Origin of the sequence: Salmonella sp. SJTUF14076 (assembly GCF_015534835.1) — a bacterium.
GTDB classification, from domain to species: Bacteria; Pseudomonadota; Gammaproteobacteria; order Enterobacterales; family Enterobacteriaceae; genus Salmonella; species Salmonella enterica.
Map to the genome: position 1 here is coordinate 480142 of NZ_CP064674.1, position 22155 is coordinate 502296.

Below are 22155 nucleotides of genomic sequence, written 5' to 3' on the forward strand. Positions count from 1 at the left end.
TCGTTACTCGATGACGACCAGTGGCTCGTCAAATTCTACCGGTTGACCACTTTCGACCAGAATCGCTTTCACAGTACCTGCTTTGTCTGCTTCGATCTGGTTCATCATTTTCATGGCTTCAACGATGCACAGGGTATCGCCCACGTTCACTTTCTGGCCCACTTCGATGAACGCTTTCGCGTCCGGGCTTGGGGTGCGGTAGAAAGTACCAACCATTGGGGAGCGTACGATGTGACCACTGATTTCCGCTGCGGCAGGCGCTTCCATTGCTGGAGTAGCCGCTGGCGCGACAGCGTTAGACAGAGCGGGTTGCTGCATCATCGGCGCCGCATAAGCCTGCTGCATCACCGGAAAACCGGCGTTTGCCGTTGTGCGGCTGATGCGAACAGATTCTTCGCCTTCAGAAATTTCCAGTTCGGAGATACCTGATTCTTCAACCAGCTCGATCAGTTTTTTAATCTTACGAATATCCATGAGTGGGTTCCGTACTCTTTGTTTAGTGTGATTGTGACAGGCGTTTTAGCGCCGTCTGTAAAGCATGTGAATGACTGCCGCGGGTAAAATACCGCGCATCTTTGATTTGCCTGTTATGCCGTAGCACCCGAAGGTGAAATTCATGATTTGCCAGTCATTGTGTGGCTATCTTCTGCCATTTTCGGGCAAAAAACAAAATATACCTTCATTGCTCGATTGTCACCCTTTCTGCGAACGAAAATCGCCGTTGGGCAATGTAAAGTCGCACATTATAACTATTTCGTCGCAATTGGCAGCTAAATACTGGTCTTATCAGGGAAGATAATCAACCCGAAACATAAAAAGGACATTACCTGTTTTGCGTTTTGCAATCGACCGCACAGTTCACCAAACTAGCGCCACCACTGGCGAAACTTCCGGTAACGCAACGCTAAAAGGGCTAACGCTAATGCCGCGTAGATGACCGGTTGCGGTGATAAAATCTTTACCGACCACAGGTAATGTATGGGAGCCAGGATCGCGACAAGATAGACGACGTTATGCAGTGTTTGCCAGCGTTTGCCCAATTTACGCTGCGCAAATTGCGTTGAGGTCAACGTCAGCGCCAATAACACCAGCCAGCTAATGATCCCAAGCGTCAAATAAGGGCGTGAAATCAACTCGCTTCCTAACAGCGCCAGGTTATGTATCCCCAGTTCCAGTAAGGCATAGCTGGTTAAATGCAGCGTAGCCCAAACGAAACACCATAACCCCAACAGGCGGCGTGTGCGTATCAATAATGGCTGTTTAGCGTAGCGCGCCAGCGGTGAAACCAGCAAGGTGGCGAGCAAAAATTTGAGCGCGGTTCTGCCGGTAAAGTGTTGGATATCCTTTACCGGGTCTGCGCTGAGTCCACCGTGATTTATCGCCCAAAAGAGCCACAGAAGCGGCAAAAAACCGGCAAGATGCAGACAAACTTTTAGCCAGGTTATCTGTTTTGCTGTCAGACGCACTTAAAAATTCTCCCGCAAATTGAGACCGCGATACAGCGAAGCGACTTCATTGGCGTAGCCGTTAAACAGCAGCGTCGGCTGCCTTTGTACATCGAGGATACCGCCTGAACCAATAAAGCGTTCGGTAGCCTGAGACCAGCGTGGATGATCCACATGCGGGTTCACATTGGCATAAAAACCATATTCGTTGGGAGCCGACAAATTCCAGGTGGTTGGCGGACGTTCGCGGGTGAGTTTAATGCTAACAATAGATTTAATACCTTTAAAACCATACTTCCATGGAACGATGAGGCGAATGGGCGCGCCGTTTTGCGGGGGTAACGCTTTACCATAGACGCCAACGGTCATCAGCGTCAGCGGATGCATGGCTTCGTCCAGACGTAGCCCTTCGACATAAGGGTATTTCAGTCCGCCGCCAATAAAGCGATCTTTCTGTCCCGGCATATCATCCGGCGCGTATAGCGTTTCGAATGCCACATATTTAGCGTGGCTGGTGGGCTGTGCCTGCGCGAGTAGCTTATATAAAGGGAAACCAATCCACGGCACGACCATGGACCACGCTTCGACGCAGCGCATTCGATAGATACGCTCTTCTAATGGGAAACGATGTGTTAAATCGTCGTAATCCAGCGTAAATGGCTTCGCGACTTCCCCGCTGATTTTCAACGTCCACGGTTCGGTTTTCAGACTTCCGGCATTGGCCGCCGGGTCGGCTTTATCAAGGCCAAACTCATAGAAATTGTTGTAGCCCGTCACCTTATCTTCCGGCGTTAACGCTAAATCGCTTCGCCAGGCGGCAGGCTGACTAAACTCAAGCGGTTTACCGGCAGGCGCTTTCGGACGATCGTTGCCTTTAAACCAACTGAAGAGATCGGCCTGCGCCGTTGAGGGTAAGGATAAGGCGGCCGCGCTGATGCCTAATGCTTTTAGCACCTGTCGGCGCTGCATAAAAAAAGCCGATTCCGCAGTCACATCGGCTTCTGTTAATGGACGTATCTTTTTCATCACAGACTCCCGGTCTACCCACCACAACATGGCGTGTAGTGAATATGACAGGGAGTGTGTCAATGTGTAAAAATAAATAGTTAATTAAGTGTAAATTTTTTTATACGTGACGTTATTTTATCTTCACCAGCGTACGGCCCTGAACCTGATTATTGATGATGGCATCGGCGAACTTCGGCGCATCCGCCAGCGTAATCTCTGTGGCGGCCTGAGCATAGAACGATTCCGGCAGATCCTTAACCAAACGCGCCCAGGCTTCTGCGCGACGTGCCGGTGGGGTCATCACCGAGTCCACCCCTTGCAAACGCACATTACGCAGAATGAATGGCATAACGGTGGTCGGCAGCGCGAAGCCGCCCGCCAGGCCGCAGGCGGCCACGCAACCGCCATAGTTCATCTGTGCCAGGACTTTCGCCAGCACTTTATCGCCAACGGTATCAATTGCACCGGCCCACAGTTGTTTTTCCAACGGGCGAGATTCAGCAAACTCATCGCGGCCAAGAATACGGTTAGCGCCCAGGCTCTTCAGGTAGTCGTGGGTGCTTTCGCGGCCTGATACTGCCGCAACCTGATAGCCCAGCTTATGCAGTAATGCAACGGCAGTGCTGCCCACGCCGCCGCTGGCGCCGGTGACGACAACCTCACCGTCTTGCGGGCGAATACCGGCATCTTCAAGCGCCATGACGCACAGCATGGCGGTAAAACCGGCGGTGCCGATGATCATGGCATTACGGCTGCTCAGTCCCGCAGGCAGCGCGACCAGCCAGTCGCCTTTAACGCGTGCGCGTTCGGCCAGGCCGCCCCAGTGGTTTTCGCCCACGCCCCAGCCAGTCAGTAGTACTTCCTGGCCTGCATGAAAGCGAGGATCTTCGCTTGCGTGAACGGTGCCGGCGAAATCAATACCAGGAATCATCGGAAAATGACGGATAATTTTCCCTTTTCCGGTGATAGCCAGAGCATCTTTATAATTCAGGCTGGACCAGTGGACATCCACCGTCACATCACCTGCCGGCAGTTGACTCTCTTCGAGATGTTGCACGGATGCGAGGGTTTTACCGTCCTGCTGTTCTAATATCAACGCCTGCATAACCTGTCCTCACTTTACATGGTAGATTGGAAAAATAGCTACGAAGACTATACTCGCTAATTAAAACGTGATGCCGATGCAACGCAATAAATTGCCAGATAGATCCATTTTGGTAGTATGCCTGCTTCATTGCGCGCCGTGGCGAATTCCGCCTTCAGATTCGCTTTTTCATACTGTTTATAACCGTCGGAGTTAACTCAAGGATGCGATTAACGACGAAATTCTCAGCTTTTATCACGCTGCTCACGGGGTTAACGATCTTCGTGACTCTGATAGGTTGCTCGCTAAGCTTTTATAACGCCGTACAGTATAAGTATGTCAGCCGTGTGCAGGCGACGGCGACAGCCATTGATACGCACCTGGTGACCCATGATATTGTCTCGCTGACGCCGCAAATCGACGAACTCATGATCGCTTCCGATATTGTGCGTGTCGATCTGTTGCAGGGGGAGCGCAGCGTCTACAGCCATTCTCGCGCCAGAGGTTATCGGCCAGCCGGCACCAGCGACATGTATCGCGAGCTGGTCGTACCGCTGATAAAACATCCAGGAATGTCGCTACGTCTGGTTTATCAGGACCCGATGGGTAACTATTTTCACTCACTGATCACCACGGCGCCGCTGACGCTGGCGATCGGTTTTATCGTTCTGATTTTGTTTTTATCGGTGCGCTGGCTGCAGCGGCAGCTTTCCGGGCAAGAGCTTCTGGAAATTCGCTCCACGCGTATTCTGAACGGCGAACGTGGGGCGAATGTCCGCGGTTCTGTTTACGAATGGCCAGCGCGCACCAGTAGCGCGCTTGATGTATTGCTTTCCGAAATTCAGTTTGCTCACGAACAGCGTAGCCGCCTGGACACCCTCATTCGCTCCTACGCCGCGCAGGACACCAAAACCGGACTCGGTAACCGTCTGTTCTTTGATAACCAACTGGCAACGCTGCTGGAAGATCAGGAAAAAGTGGGAGTGCATGGCGTGGTGATGATGATCCGCTTGCCAGACTTCAATCTTCTGCGCGACAGCCTGGGAGGCAATCAGGCGGAAGAGCAGATGTTTATGCTTATCAATCTGCTATCGACATTTATTATGCGTTACCCAGGCTCGCTGCTGGCGCGTTATCACCGCAGCGACTTTGCCGTGCTGCTACCGCATCGAACGCTGAAAGAAGCGGAAAGTATTGCCGGACAACTTTTAAAAGCTGTCGATGCGCTACCGGCTAACAAAATGCTCGATCGTGACGATATGGTACATATCGGCATTTGCGCCTGGCGCAGCGGACAGTCCACCGAGCAGGTGATGGAACATGCTGAAGCCGCGGCGCGGAATGCCGCCCTGCAGGGGGGAAATAGCTGGGCTATCTACGACGACACGCTGCCGGAAAAAGGGCGCGGCAATGTGCGCTGGCGCACATTGATTGAGCAGATGCTGAACCGGGGCGGACCGCGACTTTATCAAAAACCGGCGGTCACGCGAGAAGGTCGCGTACATCATCGGGAATTGATGTGTCGCATCTATGACGGTAAAGAAGAGGTGAGCTCGGCGGAATATATGCCGATGGTGTTGCAATTTGGTTTATCGGAAGAGTATGACAGATTACAAATTAGCCGCCTGATTACGTTGCTGGGCTACTGGCCGGATGAAAATCTGGCAATGCAGTTGACGGTCGAGTCGCTGATTCGTCCGCGTTTTCAGCGCTGGTTGCGCGATACGTTAATGCAGTGTGAAAAATCACAGCGAAATCGCATAATTATTGAACTTGCGGAGGCAGATGTTTGTCAACACATCAGCCGGTTACAACCCATCCTTCGCTTAGTCAATGCGCTTGGCGTTCGGGTGGCGGTGACACAGGCGGGTTTGACGCTGGTTAGCACGAGCTGGATTAAAGCGCTCAATGTGGAATTACTCAAGCTGCATCCGAGTCTGGTCAGAAACATTGAGAAGCGAACGGAAAACCAGCTTCTGGTTCAAAGTCTGGTAGAGGCCTGCGCGGGTACGCCTACGCAGGTTTACGCGACGGGCGTCCGTTCGCGCGGCGAGTGGCAGACGCTGACAAAACGCGGCGTGGCTGGCGGGCAGGGTGATTTTTTTGCCTCCTCCCAACTACTTGACACAAACGTGAAAAAATATTCGCAAAGATACTCGGTTTAACCTGCCGTTTAATTTGTTTTCACGTAGAATAACGCGCGCTGTGCCTCATGGGGGTGTGCTTGTCTGCTCGCCAGATTGTTGCAGCAAATATGCAGGTGAATGACCTTTGACAGGTTGCAAACGAAGGCGAGGATTGCTGCTGATTTTTTCAGCCCTGAGGGACTCAGGCCGAGATTTGTAACAAAGGAAACGAACTGCACTAATTTTCACCGTAGCAGATGATTTTTGCGCCTTGTCGCTGCTGCGTGTGGTTGGTAAAGTAAGCGGATTTTGTTTTCCGCCCCAGCTTTCAGGATTATCCCTTAGTATGTTGAAAAAATTTCGTGGCATGTTTTCCAATGACCTGTCCATTGACCTGGGTACCGCGAATACCCTCATTTATGTAAAAGGACAAGGCATCGTATTGAATGAGCCTTCCGTTGTGGCCATTCGTCAGGATCGTGCCGGTTCGCCGAAAAGCGTGGCTGCAGTCGGTCATGATGCGAAGCAGATGCTGGGCCGTACGCCGGGCAATATCGCTGCGATCCGTCCGATGAAAGACGGCGTTATCGCTGACTTCTTTGTGACCGAAAAAATGCTCCAGCACTTTATTAAACAAGTGCACAGCAACAGCTTTATGCGCCCAAGCCCGCGCGTACTGGTATGCGTGCCGGTCGGCGCGACGCAGGTAGAACGCCGCGCGATTCGTGAATCCGCTCAGGGTGCAGGCGCCCGTGAAGTCTTTTTGATCGAAGAGCCGATGGCGGCCGCGATCGGCGCAGGTCTGCCAGTTTCTGAAGCAACCGGTTCAATGGTTGTGGATATCGGTGGTGGTACCACTGAAGTTGCCGTGATTTCCCTGAACGGCGTGGTTTACTCTTCTTCTGTCCGTATTGGTGGTGACCGCTTCGACGAAGCCATCATTAATTACGTTCGTCGTAACTACGGTTCTCTGATTGGTGAAGCCACCGCAGAACGTATTAAACACGAAATCGGTTCCGCTTATCCGGGCGACGAAGTCCGCGAGATTGAAGTGCGTGGCCGTAACCTGGCGGAAGGCGTTCCACGCGGCTTTACTCTGAACTCAAACGAGATTCTGGAAGCGTTGCAGGAACCGTTGACCGGTATCGTCAGCGCGGTAATGGTGGCGCTGGAACAGTGTCCGCCGGAGCTGGCGTCAGACATCTCCGAGCGTGGTATGGTGCTCACCGGCGGCGGCGCGCTGCTGCGTAACCTTGACCGTCTGTTAATGGAAGAGACGGGCATTCCTGTCGTGGTTGCTGAAGATCCGCTGACCTGTGTGGCGCGCGGCGGCGGCAAGGCGCTGGAAATGATCGATATGCACGGCGGCGACCTGTTCAGCGAAGAGTAGTTGGATACGGGCAGGATTATCCCTGGATTGTCCTGCCTCTCCGACGCGAGAATACGCATAGCCTATGAAGCCAATTTTTAGCCGTGGCCCGTCGCTACAGATTCGCCTTATTCTGGCGGTGCTGGTGGCGCTCGGCGTTATCATTGCCGACAGCCGCCTGGGGACGTTCAGTCAAATCCGAACGTACATGGACACTGCCGTCAGTCCTTTCTATTTTATTTCAAACGGCCCTCGTGAACTGCTCGACAGCGTGTCGCAAACGCTGGCTTCTCGCGACCAGCTTGAGCTGGAAAACCGGGCGCTGCGCCAGGAATTACTGCTAAAAAACAGCGACCTGCTGATGCTGGGGCAGTACAAACAGGAGAACGCGCGGTTGCGCGAGCTGCTGGGGTCGCCGCTGCGTCAGGACGAGCAGAAAATGGTGACGCAGGTTATTTCAACGGTTAACGATCCTTACAGCGATCAGGTCGTTATCGATAAAGGCAGCGTTAATGGCGTATATGAAGGTCAACCGGTCATTAGCGACAAAGGCGTCGTAGGACAGGTTGTCGCCGTGGCGAAACTGACCAGCCGCGTGTTGCTGATTTGCGATGCGACTCATGCGCTGCCGATTCAGGTACTGCGCAATGACATCCGCGTGATTGCCGCCGGTAACGGCTGTACTGACGATCTTCAGCTTGAACATCTGCCCGCCAATACCGATATTCGCGTTGGCGATGTGCTGGTAACGTCCGGACTTGGCGGGCGTTTCCCGGAAGGGTATCCGGTGGCGGTGGTCTCCTCCGTCAAGCTGGACACTCAGCGCGCCTATACCGTCATTCAGGCACGTCCAACCGCGGGTTTGCAGCGTTTACGCTATCTGCTGCTGTTGTGGGGAGCCGATCGTAACGGCGCCAATCCGATGACGCCGGAAGAGGTTCACCGCGTCGCCAATGAGCGCCTGATGCAGATGATGCCGCAGGTGTTGCCTTCTCCGGATGCGATGGGGCCGCCGGCGCCAGTGCCGGACCCGGCGACGGGGATTACTCAGCCATCTGCGGGCCAGACTGCGCCGGTATCAACGCAACCATCGCCTTCGGGCGCGACCACGCCGCCTGCGCGTGCGCCGGGAGGGTAATGGTGGCGAGCTATCGTAGCCAGGGGCGCTGGGTTATCTGGCTCTCGTTTCTTATTGCGCTGTTGCTGCAAATCATGCCCTGGCCGGACGACATCATTGTTTTCCGGCCAAACTGGGTTTTACTCATCTTACTGTACTGGATTCTGGCCCTGCCGCACCGCGTAAATGTGGGGACGGGATTTGTGATGGGTGCCATACTTGATCTCATCAGCGGTTCCACACTTGGCGTGCGCGCTCTGTCGATGAGTATTGTCGCCTATCTGGTCGCTCTGAAATTCCAGCTCTTCCGTAACCTGGCGCTCTGGCAGCAGGCGCTGGTGGTAATGTTGCTTTCACTGGCCGTGGACATTATTGTTTTCTGGGCCGAGTTTTTAGTGATCAACGTCTCTTTCAGACCGGAAGTGTTCTGGAGTAGTGTAGTCAATGGCGTGCTGTGGCCCTGGCTCTTTTTGCTGATGCGTAAAGTACGCCAGCAGTTTGCTGTGCAATAAAGGTCGATATGACAACTCTGTATCTTGCTTCCGGTTCCCCGCGTCGCCAGGAATTATTGACTCAACTTGGATTTTCATTCGAGCAGGTCGTGCCTGGTATTGAAGAGCAACGGCGTGCTCAGGAAAGCGCGCAGCAGTATGTTGTTCGGCTGGCGCGCGAAAAGGCGCAGGCTGGCGTGGCGCTGGTTCCCCGTGATCTGCCGGTGTTGGGCGCGGATACGATAGTCGTGTTAAACGGCGAGGTGCTGGAAAAGCCGCGCGACGCCGCTCATGCCGCAGAAATGCTGCGTTTGCTTTCCGGAAATACGCATCAGGTGATGACTGCTGTTGCGCTTGCGGACTCGCAGCAGACGCTGGATTGTGTGGTGGTAACGGAGGTGACTTTCCGCACGCTTTCTGCGCAGGATATTACTGGCTATGTCGCCAGCGGCGAGCCTTTAGATAAAGCAGGTGCATACGGTATTCAGGGGCAGGGTGGCTGTTTTGTCAGGAAGATAAATGGCAGCTACCACGCCGTGGTCGGCTTACCGCTGGTTGAAACGTATGAGTTGTTGAGTCATTTTAACGCACTGCGTGATAAAAGGGATAAACATGACGGCTGAATTGTTGGTAAACGTAACGCCATCGGAAACGCGCGTGGCGTACATTGATGGCGGTATTCTTCAGGAAATCCATATTGAGCGCGAAGCGCGACGCGGAATCGTAGGCAATATCTACAAAGGTCGTGTAAGTCGTGTACTTCCAGGTATGCAGGCGGCTTTTGTAGATATTGGGCTGGATAAAGCCGCATTTCTTCACGCTTCCGACATTATGCCGCATACCGAATGCGTGGCGGGCGACGAGCAAAAACAGTTTACCGTGCGCGATATCTCCGAACTGGTGCGTCAGGGACAGGATCTGATGGTGCAGGTAGTGAAAGATCCGCTCGGCACGAAAGGCGCGCGTTTGACCACGGACATCACGTTGCCCTCCCGTTACCTTGTTTTTATGCCCGGCGCATCACACGTTGGCGTTTCCCAGCGTATCGAAAGCGAAAGTGAACGCGAGCGCCTGAAAAAGGTGGTGGCGGAATATTGCGACGAACAGGGCGGGTTTATTATCCGTACTGCGGCGGAAGGCGTGTGTGAAGAGGATCTCGCGTCTGACGCCGCCTATCTCAAGCGCGTCTGGACGAAAGTCATGGAGCGCAAAAAGCGTCCGCAAACGCGCTACCAGATGTATGGCGAACTGGCGCTGGCGCAGCGCGTGCTGCGCGATTTCGCCGATGCGCAGTTGGACCGAATTCGCGTTGACTCACGTCTGACCTATGAGTCGCTGCTGGAGTTTACCGCAGAATACATCCCGGAAATGACCAGTAAGCTGGAGCATTACAGTGGCCATCAGCCGATCTTCGATCTTTATGACGTGGAAAATGAAATCCAGCGCGCGCTGGAGCGTAAGGTTGAACTCAAGTCCGGCGGTTATCTGATTATCGACCAAACCGAAGCGATGACGACGGTAGATATTAATACCGGCGCGTTTGTCGGACACCGTAATCTCGACGACACCATTTTTAATACCAATATTGAAGCGACTCAGGCCATTGCCCGCCAGCTACGCCTGCGTAATCTGGGCGGCATTATCATTATCGATTTTATCGACATGAATAATGAAGATCATCGCCGCCGGGTGCTGCATTCGCTGGAACAGGCGTTAAGTAAGGATCGCGTGAAAACCAGTATTAACGGTTTTTCGCCGCTGGGACTGGTGGAAATGACCCGTAAACGGACCCGTGAAAGCGTGGAACATGTGCTTTGTAACGAGTGTCCAACCTGTCATGGCCGCGGGACGGTAAAAACGGTGGAAACCGTCTGCTATGAGATCATGCGTGAAATTGTACGTGTTCATCACGCTTATGACTCCGATCGCTTCCTGGTTTATGCTTCTCCTGCGGTGGCGGAAGCGCTGAAAGGCGAAGAATCACACGCGCTGGCGGAAGTCGAAATCTTTGTCGGCAAACAGGTTAAAGTTCAGGTCGAACCGCTTTATAACCAGGAGCAGTTTGACGTCGTAATGATGTAATTGAGTAGTAGCACCAGCGCATGTAGGCCGGATAAGGCGCAAGCGCCGCCATCCGGCAATATACCTTCAAGGGGTGTGAGTCGTATTTTTTGGCAGACAAGGAGAGACGCGTGAGGCGATTGCCGGGGATTTTATTGCTCACTGGAGCCGCGCTCATCGTCATTGCAGCGCTGTTGGTTAGCGGGCTGCGCCTGGCGTTGCCTCATCTTGACGCCTGGCGTCCAGCTATCCTGAATAAAATTGAGTCTGTGACCGGCGTGCCGGTGGCCGCCAGCCAACTCTCCGCAAGCTGGCAAAATTTTGGCCCTACGCTGGAAGCGCATAATATTCATGCCGCCCTGAAAGATGGCGGCGAACTGTCGATAAAACGCGTTACGCTGGCGCTGGACGTCTGGCAAAGCCTGTTGCATATGCGCTGGCAGTTTCGCGACCTGACCTTCTGGCAACTCAATTTCCGCACCAACACGCCTCTTCAAAGCAGCGACGGCGAAGGCATCGAAACCAGCCGTTTAAGCGATCTTTTCCTGCGGCAGTTCGATCATTTCGATCTGCGCGATAGCCAAATCAGTTTTCTGACGCTTTCCGGACAACGCGCGGAGCTGGCGATCCCACAGCTTACCTGGCTAAACGGCAAAGAGCGGCACCGCGCCGAAGGCGAGGTCAGCCTCTCCAGCCTGACCGGGCAGCACGGCGTGATGCAGGTGCGGATGGATTTACGCGATGACGACGGTTTGCTGAATAACGGCAGAGTCTGGTTACAGGCCGACGATATTGACGTCAAGCCGTGGCTGGGCAAATGGATGCAGGATAATGTGGCGCTCCAGACGGCGCGTTTCAGTCTGGAAGGCTGGATGACGCTCAGTAAAGGCGAAATCGCCGGAGGAGACGTCTGGCTGAAACAGGGCGGCGCAAGCTGGCTGGGCGATAACACGACGCACACGCTGTCTGTCGATAACCTGACGGCGCAGATTAGCCGCGAGCAGCCGGGCTGGCAGTTTTATATTCCGGACACACGGATTACGCTTGATGGTAAACCCTGGCCGAGCGGAGCCTTAACCGTGGCCTGGCTCCCGCAGCAGGACGTCGGCGGCGAGAATCACACACGTAGCGATGAGCTACGCATTCGCGCCAGTAATCTTGAACTGGCGGGGCTGGAAGCATTACGTCCGCTGGCGGCTAAACTGTCGCCTGTGCTGGGCGAAATATGGCAGGCTACGCAGCCGAGCGGAAAGATCGCCACACTGGCGCTGGATATTCCGCTACAGGCCACCGAAAAAACGCGTTTTCAGGCATCGTGGGAAAATCTTGCCTGGAAACAGTGGAAGCTGTTGCCCGGCGCGGAGCATTTTTCCGGTACGCTGGCGGGAAGCGTAGAAGACGGGCAGATGAAGGTTGCGATGCAGCAGGCTAAAATGCCCTATGAAACCGTTTTTCGCGCGCCGCTGGAAATTGAAAACGGCGTCGCGACGCTTAGCTGGTTGAAGAATGAGAACGGCTTTCAGCTTGATGGCCGTGACATTGACGTCAAAGCAAAGGCGGTACATGCGCGCGGCGGGTTCCGCTATCTGCAACCGACGGGCGACGAACCGTGGCTGGGCATTCTGGCCGGAATCAGTACCGACGATGGATCTCAGGCGTGGCGCTATTTTCCGGAAAACCTGATGGGCAAAGCGCTGGTCGATTACCTTAGCGGCGCGATTCAAGGCGGCGAGGCGGATAACGCCACGTTGGTTTACGGTGGTAACCCGCACCTCTTTCCCTATAAGCATAACGAAGGTCAGTTTGAAGTGCTGGTGCCGCTACGCAATGCGACGTTTGCCTTTCAACCCGACTGGCCGGCGCTAAAAAATCTCAACATTGAACTGGATTTCCTGAACGACGGCCTGTGGATGCGTTCGGATAGCGTCGATTTGGGCGGGGTGAAGGCCAGCAAACTCGCGGCGGCGATTCCGGATTATTCCAAAGAGAAACTGCTCATTGATGCCGATATTAACGGGCCGGGAAAAGCCGTTGGGCCTTATTTTGACGAGACGCCGCTAAAAGACTCGCTTGGCTCGACGCTGGCGGAGCTCCAATTAGATGGCGATGTGAATGCTCGCTTACATCTTGATATTCCGCTGGACGGAGAACAGGTTACCGCCGAGGGCGATGTCTCGTTGCGTAATAACAGTCTGTTTATTAAGCCGCTAAACAGCACGCTCAAAAATCTGAACGGTAAATTCAGCTTTGTGAATGGCGCGCTAAAAAGCGGGCCGCTGACGGCAAACTGGTTTAATCAGCCGCTTAACCTGGATTTCAGTACGACGGAAGGGGCAAAAGCCTATCAGGTCGCCGTCAACCTGAACGGTAACTGGCAACCAACGCGTATGGGCGTCTTACCGCCGCAACTGAATGACGCCCTGAGCGGCAGCGTGACGTGGAATGGTAAAGTCGGCATCGATCTTCCGTATCACGCTGACACCACTTATCACATCGAACTGAACGGCGATCTGAGAAATGTGAGCAGTCACTTACCTTCTCCGCTAAATAAACCCGCAGGCGAAGCCATTCCGGTGAACATTCAGGCTGACGGCAACCTGAAAAGTTTTGCGCTAACGGGGAGCGCAGGGAGTAAAAATCACTTTAACAGCCGCTGGTTATTAAATCAGAAGCTGACGTTGGATCGGGCTATCTGGACGACGGACAGCCGGACGATTCCGCCATTACCTGCTCAACAAGGCGTTGAGCTCAATCTGCCGGCGCTGGATGGCGCGCAGTGGCTGGCGTTATTCCAGAAAGGCGCGGCGGATAACGTGAGCAGTTCGGCCGAGTTTCCTCAACGCGTCACGTTGCGTACTCCCGCGCTATCGCTGGGCGGCCAGCAGTGGAACAATTTGAGCGTCGTTTCAGCCCCCTCGCTGAACGGAACAAAAATTGAAGCGCAGGGCCGTGAGGTGAACGCCACGCTGCTCATGCGCAACCATGCGCCGTGGCTGGCGAATATTAAGTACCTGTACTACAACCCTGGCGTCGCAAAAACGCACGCCTCGTCACCAACGCCGACATCGCCGTTGGCTTCGGCGAACACGATTAGCTTCCGCGGCTGGCCGGACTTACAGCTTCGCTGCGAAGAGTGCTGGCTGTGGGGGCAAAAATATGGGCGTATTGATGGCGATTTCGCCATCAAAGGCAATACGCTGACTCTGGCGAATGGCCTGATCGATACCGGATTCGCCCGTTTGAAAGCGAACGGCGAGTGGGTGAATGCGCCGGGTAATGAACGAACCTCGCTGAAAGGTAGTCTGCATGGTAGTAACCTCGACACGGCTGCCGGGTTCTTCGGCGTCTCGACGCCAATCCAGAACGCGTCTTTTAACGTAGATTACGATCTGCACTGGCGAAACCCGCCCTGGCAACCTGATGAAGCCACGCTCAACGGGATTTTACGCACGCGTCTGGGCAAAGGCGAGTTTACTGATCTCAGTAGCGGTCATGCCGGACAGCTACTGCGGCTGCTCAGTTTTGATGCGTTGCTGCGTAAGCTGCGGTTTGACTTCAGAGATACCTTTAGCGAGGGCTTCTATTTCGACTCTATTCATAGTACCGCGTGGATTAAAGATGGCGTCCTGCATACTGACGATACGCTGGTGGATGGGCTGGAAGCGGATATTGCAATGAAAGGTTCTGTTGATCTGGTGCGTCGTCGTCTTGATATGGAGGCCGTTGTCGCGCCGGAAATTTCCGCCACCGTGGGCGTCGCCGCCGCGTTTGCCGTTAACCCGATTGTCGGCGCGGCGGTATTTGCCGCCAGTAAAGTGTTGGGGCCGCTATGGAGCAAGGTCTCCATTTTGCGATATCGCATTACCGGTCCGGTCGATGCGCCGCAGATCAACGAAGTTCTGCGCCAACCGATAAAAGAAAGCCAGCAATGATTTGACGGGGGCGAGGAATTGCCCCACTCTCAGTAAATAGTCATGCCGGACGGCGCTGCGTTTATCCGGTTTGTACAATCTAACAACGTAGTCCGGATAAGGCGTGAACCGCCATCCGGCAGAAATCAACGAGTAGCAAAAACGATGAGTCTGAACCTGGTAAGTGAACAATTGCTAGCGGCGAATGGCCTGAACCATCAGGATCTGTTCGCTATTTTGGGCCAACTGGCCGAACGCCGTCTTGATTATGGCGACCTCTATTTTCAGTCGAGCTATCACGAATCCTGGGTTTTAGAAGACCGCATCATTAAAGATGGTTCATATAATATCGACCAGGGCGTTGGCGTTCGCGCCATTAGCGGCGAAAAAACCGGTTTTGCTTATGCTGACCAGATAAGCCTCCTGGCGCTGGAGCAGAGTGCGCAGGCCGCGCGAACCATTGTACGCGAGAACGGCGAAGGCAAGGTAAAAACGCTCGCCGCCGTAGCGCATCAGCCGCTCTACACCACCCTTGATCCACTGCAAAGTATGAGCCGCGAAGAGAAGCTGGATATCCTCAGACGCGTTGACAAAGTGGCGCGAGAAGCCGATAAACGCGTGCAGGAAGTTAACGCCAGCCTGACCGGCGTATATGAATTAATCCTCGTGGCGGCGACCGACGGGACGCTGGCGGCGGATGTCCGTCCACTGGTGCGGTTGTCCGTTAGCGTGCAGGTGGAAGAAGACGGTAAACGCGAGCGCGGCGCCAGCGGCGGCGGCGGTCGCTTTGGTTATGAGTATTTTCTTGCCGATCTCGACGGCGAGGTTCGCGCCGACGCGTGGGCGAAAGAAGCGGTACGCATGGCGCTGGTTAATCTCTCCGCGGTCGCTGCGCCAGCGGGGACGTTACCGGTGGTTCTGGGCGCCGGGTGGCCGGGCGTATTGCTGCACGAAGCGGTCGGTCACGGGCTGGAAGGTGATTTTAACCGTCGTGGGACATCTGTGTTTAGCGGTCAGATCGGCGAGCAGGTTGCCTCCGCGCTTTGCACCGTAGTGGACGACGGCACAATGATGAACCGTCGCGGCTCCGTTGCTATCGATGATGAAGGTACGCCAGGCCAGTACAACGTATTGATTGAAAATGGCGTGCTGAAAGGATACATGCAGGACAAGCTGAACGCGCGCCTGATGGGCGCTGCGCCGACCGGTAACGGGCGTCGCGAATCTTACGCGCATCTGCCAATGCCGCGTATGACGAATACCTATATGTTGGCGGGGCAGTCAACGCCGCAGGAAATTATCGAATCCGTTGAATACGGCATCTATGCGCCTAACTTTGGCGGTGGTCAGGTGGATATCACCTCCGGCAAGTTTGTGTTCTCTACCTCGGAAGCGTATCTGATTGAAAACGGCAAAGTCACGACGCCGGTGAAGGGCGCGACGTTGATTGGATCAGGCATTGAAACGATGCAACAGATCTCCATGGTCGGCAACGACCTTAAGCTGGATAACGGGGTGGGGGTCTGCGGTAAAGAGGGTCAAAGTCTGCCGGTAGGCGTAGGCCAGCCGACGCTGAAAGTCGATAACCTGACGGTTGGCGGCACCGCATAACTGTCCGCCTTATCAGGCCTGTGGTGTGTGCCGCCCAGGCCTGATAAGCGCAGCGCCACCAGGCAATGTCTGCGTCGGGTGGCATCTGACCTACAATCGTCTTCAGCAATTACCCGGTGTTTTTATTTTTCTTTCCCTCGCCCGTGCATCCCCTGAAACAGGTGTGCGACATCGACAAAATAGTCAGTTAACGCGTTAATCACTACCTGCACTTTAAGCGGCAGCTTATCTTTTTCGGTGTACAGCGCGTACACCGGACGAGGATCGGACTGATAGCGAGGCAGCAGGATCTCCAGATCGCCACGATTGATCTCATCGATCACCCACATCAGCGGCACATAGGCGATTCCGGTTCCGGCGGTCAGCCAGCGTACCAGCGTCATCGGATCGTTAGTGACGAACCGCCCCTGTGGAATCAGTCGGGTAGAAATTCCTTCCGGCGCGATAAGTTCAAACTCATTATCCGGGCGCACGCTATATTCCAGCCAGGAATGGCTACTGAGATCGGCGGGTTTTTCCGGGACGCCGTACTGAGCGAGGTACGGCTTGGCGGCGCACACAACCATCGGCATCGCGCCAAGTCGACGGGAAAACAGGCTGGAGTCTTGCAGCGCGCCCACGCGGATCACCACGTCCAGCCCGTCGGCAATTAAATCCGGAGCCGGAATTCCTGTCACCAGATTGACCGCCAGACCGGGATACTCTTTTAATAATTTTGCGGTAAGCCCGGCCAGCACATTTTGAGCCATGGTTGAAGAACAGCCGATACGCAATGTACCGATAGGCGTGTTATTAAAAGCGTAAAGCTGCTCGTGAACATCCTGCACTTCATGCAACATACGCCGACAGCCCTGATAATAGATTTTTCCAGCTTCGGTGAGCCCAATGCTGCGTGTGCTGCGGTTGAGCAATTTAACCTGAAGCTCATCTTCCAGTTTCGCCACAGTCTGGCTGATGGACGATACGCTCATTTGCAGCTGTCTGGCTGCGGCGGTAAAAGAGCCAAACTCAACAACTTTGGCGAATACCGACATTCGTTTTAATCGTTCCATTATTCACTCTGGCTTAAAAGTGATTTAGATCACATAATATAGATAACAGCATAACAATTACGTTAATATACTATTATTCGAATAAGAGCTATGTCGCTCTCGCCTGGCGTCTCTTGCCCTTCTCTGCGGCGATGTAGCTTAACAATCTATCGCCTGCTCTCTCTCAGAAATCAAGGTCAACATGAGTCTGTTTCCCGTTATCGTGGTGTTTGGTCTTTCCTTCCCACCGATATTTTTCGAATTGCTTTTGTCACTGGCTATTTTTTGGCTGGTGCGTCGGATGCTTGTGCCGACGGGTATCTATGATTTTGTCTGGCATCCGGCTCTGTTCAATACCGCGCTGTATTGTTGTCTGTTTTATTTAATATCGCGCCTGTTCGTTTGAGGTTGAAGTGAAAACACTAACAAGAAAACTCTCCCGTACGGCCATTACCCTCGTACTGGTTATTCTGGCCTTTATCGCCATTTTCCGCGCCTGGGTGTATTACACCGAATCTCCCTGGACGCGCGACGCGCGTTTTAGCGCCGATGTCGTCGCTATTGCCCCGGATGTCGCGGGCCTGATTACCCATGTAAACGTGCATGATAACCAACTGGTGAAAAAGGATCAGGTCCTGTTTACCATCGATCAGCCACGCTATCAAAAAGCGCTGGCGGAAGCGGAAGCTGATGTAGCCTATTATCAGGTCCTGGCGCAGGAAAAACGCCAGGAAGCCGGTCGCCGTAATCGCCTCGGCGTACAGGCGATGTCCCGGGAAGAGATCGATCAGGCGAACAATGTCTTGCAGACTGTACTGCATCAACTGGCTAAAGCCCAGGCGACGCGCGATCTGGCTAAACTCGATCTGGAACGCACCGTCATTCGCGCGCCTGCCGACGGCTGGGTGACTAACCTCAATGTTTATGCCGGTGAATTTATTACCCGTGGTTCCACAGCCGTCGCCCTGGTGAAAAAGAACTCTTTTTACGTGCAAGCCTATATGGAAGAGACCAAGCTGGAAGGCGTGCGTCCGGGATATCGTGCCGAAATCACGCCGCTTGGCAGCAACCGGGTATTAAAAGGTACCGTCGATAGCGTGGCGGCAGGGGTAACGAATGCCAGCAGTACCAGTGATGCGAAAGGGATGGCGACGATAGACTCTAACCTCGAATGGGTGCGTCTGGCCCAGCGTGTCCCGGTGCGCATCCGGCTTGACGAGCAGCAGGGGAATCTGTGGCCTGCCGGTACGACGGCAACCGTCGTGATCACCGGTAAGCAGGATCGTGACGCAAGCCAGGACTCCTTCTTCCGTAAACTGGCGCACCGGCTGCGCGAATTCGGTTAATCGTCATGGGCATTTTCTCCATAGCCAACCAGCACATTCGCTTTGCGGTAAAGCTGGCGTGCGCCATTGTGCTGGCATTATTTATCGGCTTCCATTTTCAACTGGAGACGCCGCGTTGGGCGGTACTGACCGCCGCGATCGTGGCGGCAGGCCCGGCATTTGCCGCCGGCGGGGAACCCTATTCCGGCGCTATCCGTTATCGCGGAATGTTGCGTATTATCGGGACGTTTATTGGCTGTATCGCCGCGCTTATCATTATTATCTCTATGATCCGCGCGCCGCTATTGATGATTCTGGTGTGCTGCGTCTGGGCCGGTTTTTGTACCTGGATCTCCTCTTTAGTACGGATCGAAAACTCTTATGCGTGGGGACTGTCAGGTTATACTGCGCTGATCATTGTGATTACCATTCAGACGGAGCCGCTGCTCACGCCGCAATTTGCGCTTGAGCGCTGTAGCGAAATCGTCATCGGCATTGGCTGCGCTATTTTAGCGGATCTGCTTTTCTCGCCGCGATCGATAAAGCAGGAGGTTGATCGCGAACTGGACAGTTTACTGGTAGCGCAATATCAGCTAATGCAACTTTGTATTAAGCATGGCGACAGCGAAGAAGTCGACAACGCCTGGGGCGATCTGGTGCGACGCACGGCGGCGCTGGAGGGGATGCGAAGTAATCTGAATATGGAATCTTCGCGCTGGGTACGCGCTAACCGCCGCCTGAAAGCGTTGAATACGCTTTCGCTCACGCTGATTACGCAATCCTGTGAAACTTATCTTATTCAAAACACGCGGCCGGAACTGATTACCGATACATTCCGGGAACTGTTCGAGACGCCGGTTGAAACGGTACAGGATGTCCACAGACAGTTAAAACGGATGCGGCGTGTCATTGTCTGGACCGGTGAGCGCGAAACGCCCGTCACGCTTTATAGCTGGGTAGGCGCAGCGACGCGCTATCTGCTGCTTAAACGCGGCGTGATCAGTAACACCAAAATCAGCGCGACGGAAGAAGAGATCCTGCAAGGCGAGCCCGTAGTTAAAGTGGAATCCGCTGAACGTCACCATGCGATGGTGAACTTCTGGCGCACCACGCTTTCCTGCATACTGGGGACATTATTCTGGCTATGGACCGGCTGGACATCGGGTAATGGCGCGATGGTGATGATTGCCGTGGTGACCTCGCTGGCGATGCGTTTACCCAATCCGCGCATGGTCTGCATTGATTTTATTTATGGCACTCTGGCGGCGTTGCCGCTGGGATTGCTCTATTTCCTGGTGATTATTCCCAATACGCAGCAAAGTATGCTGTTGTTATGTTTGAGCCTGGCGGTATTGGGGTTCTTTATCGGCATTGAGGTCCAGAAACGGCGTCTGGGGTCGATGGGGGCGCTGGCCAGTACGATTAACATTATTGTGTTGGATAATCCGATGACGTTCCATTTCAGCCAGTTCCTCGACAGCGCGTTGGGGCAAATTGTCGGCTGTATGCTGGCGTTTATCGTCATCCTGCTGGTGCGTGATAAATCCAAAGATCGAACCGGTCGCGTGCTGCTTAATCAGTTTGTTTCCGCTGCGGTCTCGGCAATGACGACCAACGTGGTACGTCGTAAAGAAAACCGTCTGCCTGCGTTATATCAGCAACTCTTTTTGCTGATGAATAAATTCCCTGGCGATTTGCCGAAGTTTCGCCTGGCGCTAACGATGATCATTGCTCATCAACGTCTGCGCGACGCGCCGATACCGGTTAATGAGGATCTGTCAGTGTTCCACCGCCAGCTTCGTCGTACCGCAGACCATGTTATTTCCGCCGGAAGCGATGATAAACGGCGACGCTACTTTGGTCAGTTGCTGGATGAGCTGGATATCTATCAGGAGAAATTACGTATCTGGGAGGCGCCGCCGCAGGTGACGGAACCGGTTAAACGTCTGACGGGCATGTTACATAAATACCAGAACGCGCTTACCGATAGCTAACCCACAAGAACCGATGCCAAAAGCGTCGGTTTTTTTGTCTATGGAAAACCCCCAGCTAGGCTGGGGGTTCCGGAAAGCTTTCAGCTTTAAGCCAGTTATTAAAACCCCTTTTGATTTGTTAAAACATCTTGCGGTCTGGCAACTGCAAAAGTTCAACAAGAAATCAAAAGGGAGTCCCAATGGGGGACGAAAAGAGCTTAGCGCACACCCGATGGAACTGTAAATATCACATAGTTTTCGCGCCCAAATACCGAAGACAAGCGTTCTATGGAGAGAAGCGTAGGGCAGTAGGCAGCATATTAAGAAAATTGTGTGAATGGAAAAACGTACGAATTCTGGAAGCAGAATGTTGTGCAGATCATATTCACATGCTTCTGGAGATCCCGCCGAAGATGAGTGTGTCGAGTTTCATGGGATATCTGAAGCGTAAAAGTAGTCTGATGCTTTACGAGCAGTTTGGGGATCTAAAATTCAAATACAGGAACAGGGAGTTCTGGTGCAGAGGGTACTATGTCGATACGGTGGGTAAGAATACGGCGAAGATACAGGACTACATAAAGCACCAGCTTGAAGAGGATAAAATGGGTGAGCAATTATCGATCCCTTATCCGGGCAGCCCGTTTACGGGCCGTAAGTAACGAAGTTTGATGCAAATGTCAGATCGTATGCGCCTGTTAGGGCGCGGCTGGTAAGAGAGCCTTACAGGCGCATCTGAAAAACCTCCGGCTATGCCGGAGGATATTTATTATGACTATACTTATTTGAGATACAAAAACAGCGCAAGAGTGCTCCGGGGCTAAAAGCGTTTCTGGAAGTGAAACCTCTGCATAATGATGCTTAGTAGTAAAACAGACAATTGTCTGTCGGGGATGGTGGCTGGCTATGAATGTCTATACTTTTGATTTTAATGATATTAAAAACCAAAGCGATTTTTATCGCGAGTTTACGCAGACGTTTGGTCTTGCCAGTGAGAAAGTAAGCGATCTTGATACATTATGGGATGCGGTAATGAGCGATATCTTACCCCTACCGCTAGAGATTGAGTTCGTTCACCTGCCTGATAAACTGCGCAGGCGCTACGGGGCGCTGATTTTACTCTTTGATGAAGCGGAAGAAGAGCTGGAGGGGCGGCTACGGTTTAATGTCCGGCATTGAAAAAGCATAAAAAAGCCCCCGGCAGGCGGGGGCAAGTCGTCGGGTTAGACGACGAGGGTTTACTTATACAACTCGGCGGTGGCGTGCCAGTTATCACCTTCTTTTAATTCGATGATGCGATAGCTATTAGCGCCTGCTTTTTCAGCTTTAGCGACGATCTCCTGGCGCATATCCATTGGCGTACTGCCAATCTGCGAGACGGAAATGGTGCCCATCGGTTGCAGATTCTGCGCCTGTTCCGCGTTGACCTGATGTACTGCGGCATTTGCGCCGAAAGAGAGCAGAGTGGCCAGGCCGAGTGATGCGATAATGTATTTCGTTTTCATGGTCTTTTATTCCTTTATAGGGTCAACTATAGGGTCAACCTCGCGGATTAATGGGCTTTTCTTATGCGATATCTCCGCGAAGCAATGACACGTTATATGCG

Annotated in this window: 19 protein-coding genes; 13 read left to right on the forward strand and 6 right to left on the reverse strand. The window is 53.6% G+C overall.

Annotation, left to right across the window (positions count from 1 at the left end):
- Positions 1-3: 3 nt before the first annotated feature.
- The 4 genes from accB to HU143_RS02295 form a co-directional block, all read right to left on the reverse strand.
- Complete coding sequence (gene accB, locus HU143_RS02280; protein WP_000354626.1) at positions 4-474, reverse strand: acetyl-CoA carboxylase biotin carboxyl carrier protein; 471 nt, start codon at positions 472-474, stop codon at positions 4-6.
- Between the two features lie 392 nt (positions 475-866).
- The gene (gene msrQ / locus HU143_RS02285; protein WP_001240053.1) at positions 867-1466 is read right to left on the reverse strand and encodes a protein-methionine-sulfoxide reductase heme-binding subunit MsrQ; all 600 of its coding nucleotides are present in this window, start codon (positions 1464-1466) and stop codon (positions 867-869) included.
- Complete coding sequence (msrP, locus tag HU143_RS02290; RefSeq protein ID WP_000723876.1) at positions 1467-2471, reverse strand: protein-methionine-sulfoxide reductase catalytic subunit MsrP; 1005 nt, start codon at positions 2469-2471, stop codon at positions 1467-1469.
- Positions 2472-2583: 112 nt separating this feature from the next.
- Positions 2584-3558, reverse strand: a complete 975-nt coding sequence (locus HU143_RS02295) for an MDR family oxidoreductase (protein WP_023227271.1) — start codon at positions 3556-3558, stop codon at positions 2584-2586.
- Positions 3559-3761: 203 nt separating this feature from the next.
- Here HU143_RS02295 and csrD point away from each other — a divergent pair, with 203 nt between their 5' ends.
- From csrD to tldD, 8 genes are all read left to right on the forward strand, one after another.
- Positions 3762-5702, forward strand: coding sequence for an RNase E specificity factor CsrD (gene csrD, locus HU143_RS02300; protein ID WP_001241381.1), 1941 nt, complete (start codon positions 3762-3764; stop codon positions 5700-5702).
- A gap of 307 nt (positions 5703-6009) precedes the next feature.
- Positions 6010-7053: a rod shape-determining protein MreB gene (gene mreB, locus HU143_RS02305; RefSeq protein ID WP_000913396.1), complete on the forward strand. Its 1044-nt coding sequence runs from the start codon at positions 6010-6012 to the stop codon at positions 7051-7053.
- Between the two features lie 64 nt (positions 7054-7117).
- Positions 7118-8170, forward strand: a complete 1053-nt coding sequence (mreC, locus tag HU143_RS02310) for a rod shape-determining protein MreC (protein WP_000802538.1) — start codon at positions 7118-7120, stop codon at positions 8168-8170.
- Between the two features lie 2 nt (positions 8171-8172).
- The gene (gene mreD, locus HU143_RS02315) at positions 8173-8661 is read left to right on the forward strand and encodes a rod shape-determining protein MreD (protein WP_000179403.1); all 489 of its coding nucleotides are present in this window, start codon (positions 8173-8175) and stop codon (positions 8659-8661) included.
- A gap of 8 nt (positions 8662-8669) precedes the next feature.
- Positions 8670-9263: a Maf family protein gene (locus tag HU143_RS02320; protein ID WP_000210307.1), complete on the forward strand. Its 594-nt coding sequence runs from the start codon at positions 8670-8672 to the stop codon at positions 9261-9263.
- A complete protein-coding gene (gene rng, locus HU143_RS02325) occupies positions 9253-10722 on the forward strand; it encodes a ribonuclease G (RefSeq protein WP_000123188.1) in 1470 nt (489 codons plus the stop codon). The genes HU143_RS02320 and rng overlap by 11 nt, the downstream gene beginning before the upstream one ends.
- 110 nt (positions 10723-10832) lie before the next feature.
- Complete coding sequence (yhdP, locus tag HU143_RS02330) at positions 10833-14633, forward strand: AsmA2 domain-containing protein YhdP (RefSeq protein WP_023227270.1); 3801 nt, start codon at positions 10833-10835, stop codon at positions 14631-14633.
- Positions 14634-14777: 144 nt separating this feature from the next.
- Entirely contained in the window at positions 14778-16223 is a 1446-nt protein-coding gene (gene tldD, locus HU143_RS02335; RefSeq protein ID WP_000055940.1) for a metalloprotease TldD, read from the forward strand.
- Positions 16224-16345: 122 nt separating this feature from the next.
- On the opposite strand, the gene aaeR is transcribed toward tldD, so the two are convergent.
- Positions 16346-17275, reverse strand: coding sequence for an HTH-type transcriptional activator AaeR (gene aaeR / locus HU143_RS02340; RefSeq protein WP_000440300.1), 930 nt, complete (start codon positions 17273-17275; stop codon positions 16346-16348).
- Between the two features lie 181 nt (positions 17276-17456).
- Here aaeR and aaeX point away from each other — a divergent pair, with 181 nt between their 5' ends.
- From aaeX to HU143_RS02365, 5 genes are all read left to right on the forward strand, one after another.
- Positions 17457-17660 carry a p-hydroxybenzoic acid efflux pump operon protein AaeX gene (aaeX, locus tag HU143_RS02345; RefSeq protein WP_000051840.1) on the forward strand — a complete coding sequence of 68 codons (204 nt, stop codon included), beginning with the start codon at positions 17457-17459 and terminating at the stop codon, positions 17658-17660.
- Positions 17661-17667: 7 nt separating this feature from the next.
- Positions 17668-18600 carry a p-hydroxybenzoic acid efflux pump subunit AaeA gene (gene aaeA / locus HU143_RS02350; protein WP_000855134.1) on the forward strand — a complete coding sequence of 311 codons (933 nt, stop codon included), beginning with the start codon at positions 17668-17670 and terminating at the stop codon, positions 18598-18600.
- A 5-nt stretch (positions 18601-18605) separates the two neighbouring features.
- Positions 18606-20573 carry a p-hydroxybenzoic acid efflux pump subunit AaeB gene (gene aaeB / locus HU143_RS02355; protein WP_000510913.1) on the forward strand — a complete coding sequence of 656 codons (1968 nt, stop codon included), beginning with the start codon at positions 18606-18608 and terminating at the stop codon, positions 20571-20573.
- A 179-nt stretch (positions 20574-20752) separates the two neighbouring features.
- Positions 20753-21211: an IS200/IS605-like element IS200F family transposase gene (gene tnpA / locus HU143_RS02360; protein WP_053505584.1), complete on the forward strand. Its 459-nt coding sequence runs from the start codon at positions 20753-20755 to the stop codon at positions 21209-21211.
- Positions 21212-21455: 244 nt separating this feature from the next.
- The gene (locus HU143_RS02365; RefSeq protein ID WP_001103887.1) at positions 21456-21728 is read left to right on the forward strand and encodes a barstar family protein; all 273 of its coding nucleotides are present in this window, start codon (positions 21456-21458) and stop codon (positions 21726-21728) included.
- Positions 21729-21787: 59 nt separating this feature from the next.
- Here the strand turns inward: HU143_RS02365 and yhcN-B are convergent, their stop codons facing one another.
- On the reverse strand, positions 21788-22054 hold the full coding sequence (yhcN-B, locus tag HU143_RS02370) for a DUF1471 family stress response protein YhcN-B (RefSeq protein ID WP_000853277.1): 267 nt from the start codon (positions 22052-22054) through the stop codon (positions 21788-21790).
- Positions 22055-22155 lie beyond the last annotated feature (101 nt).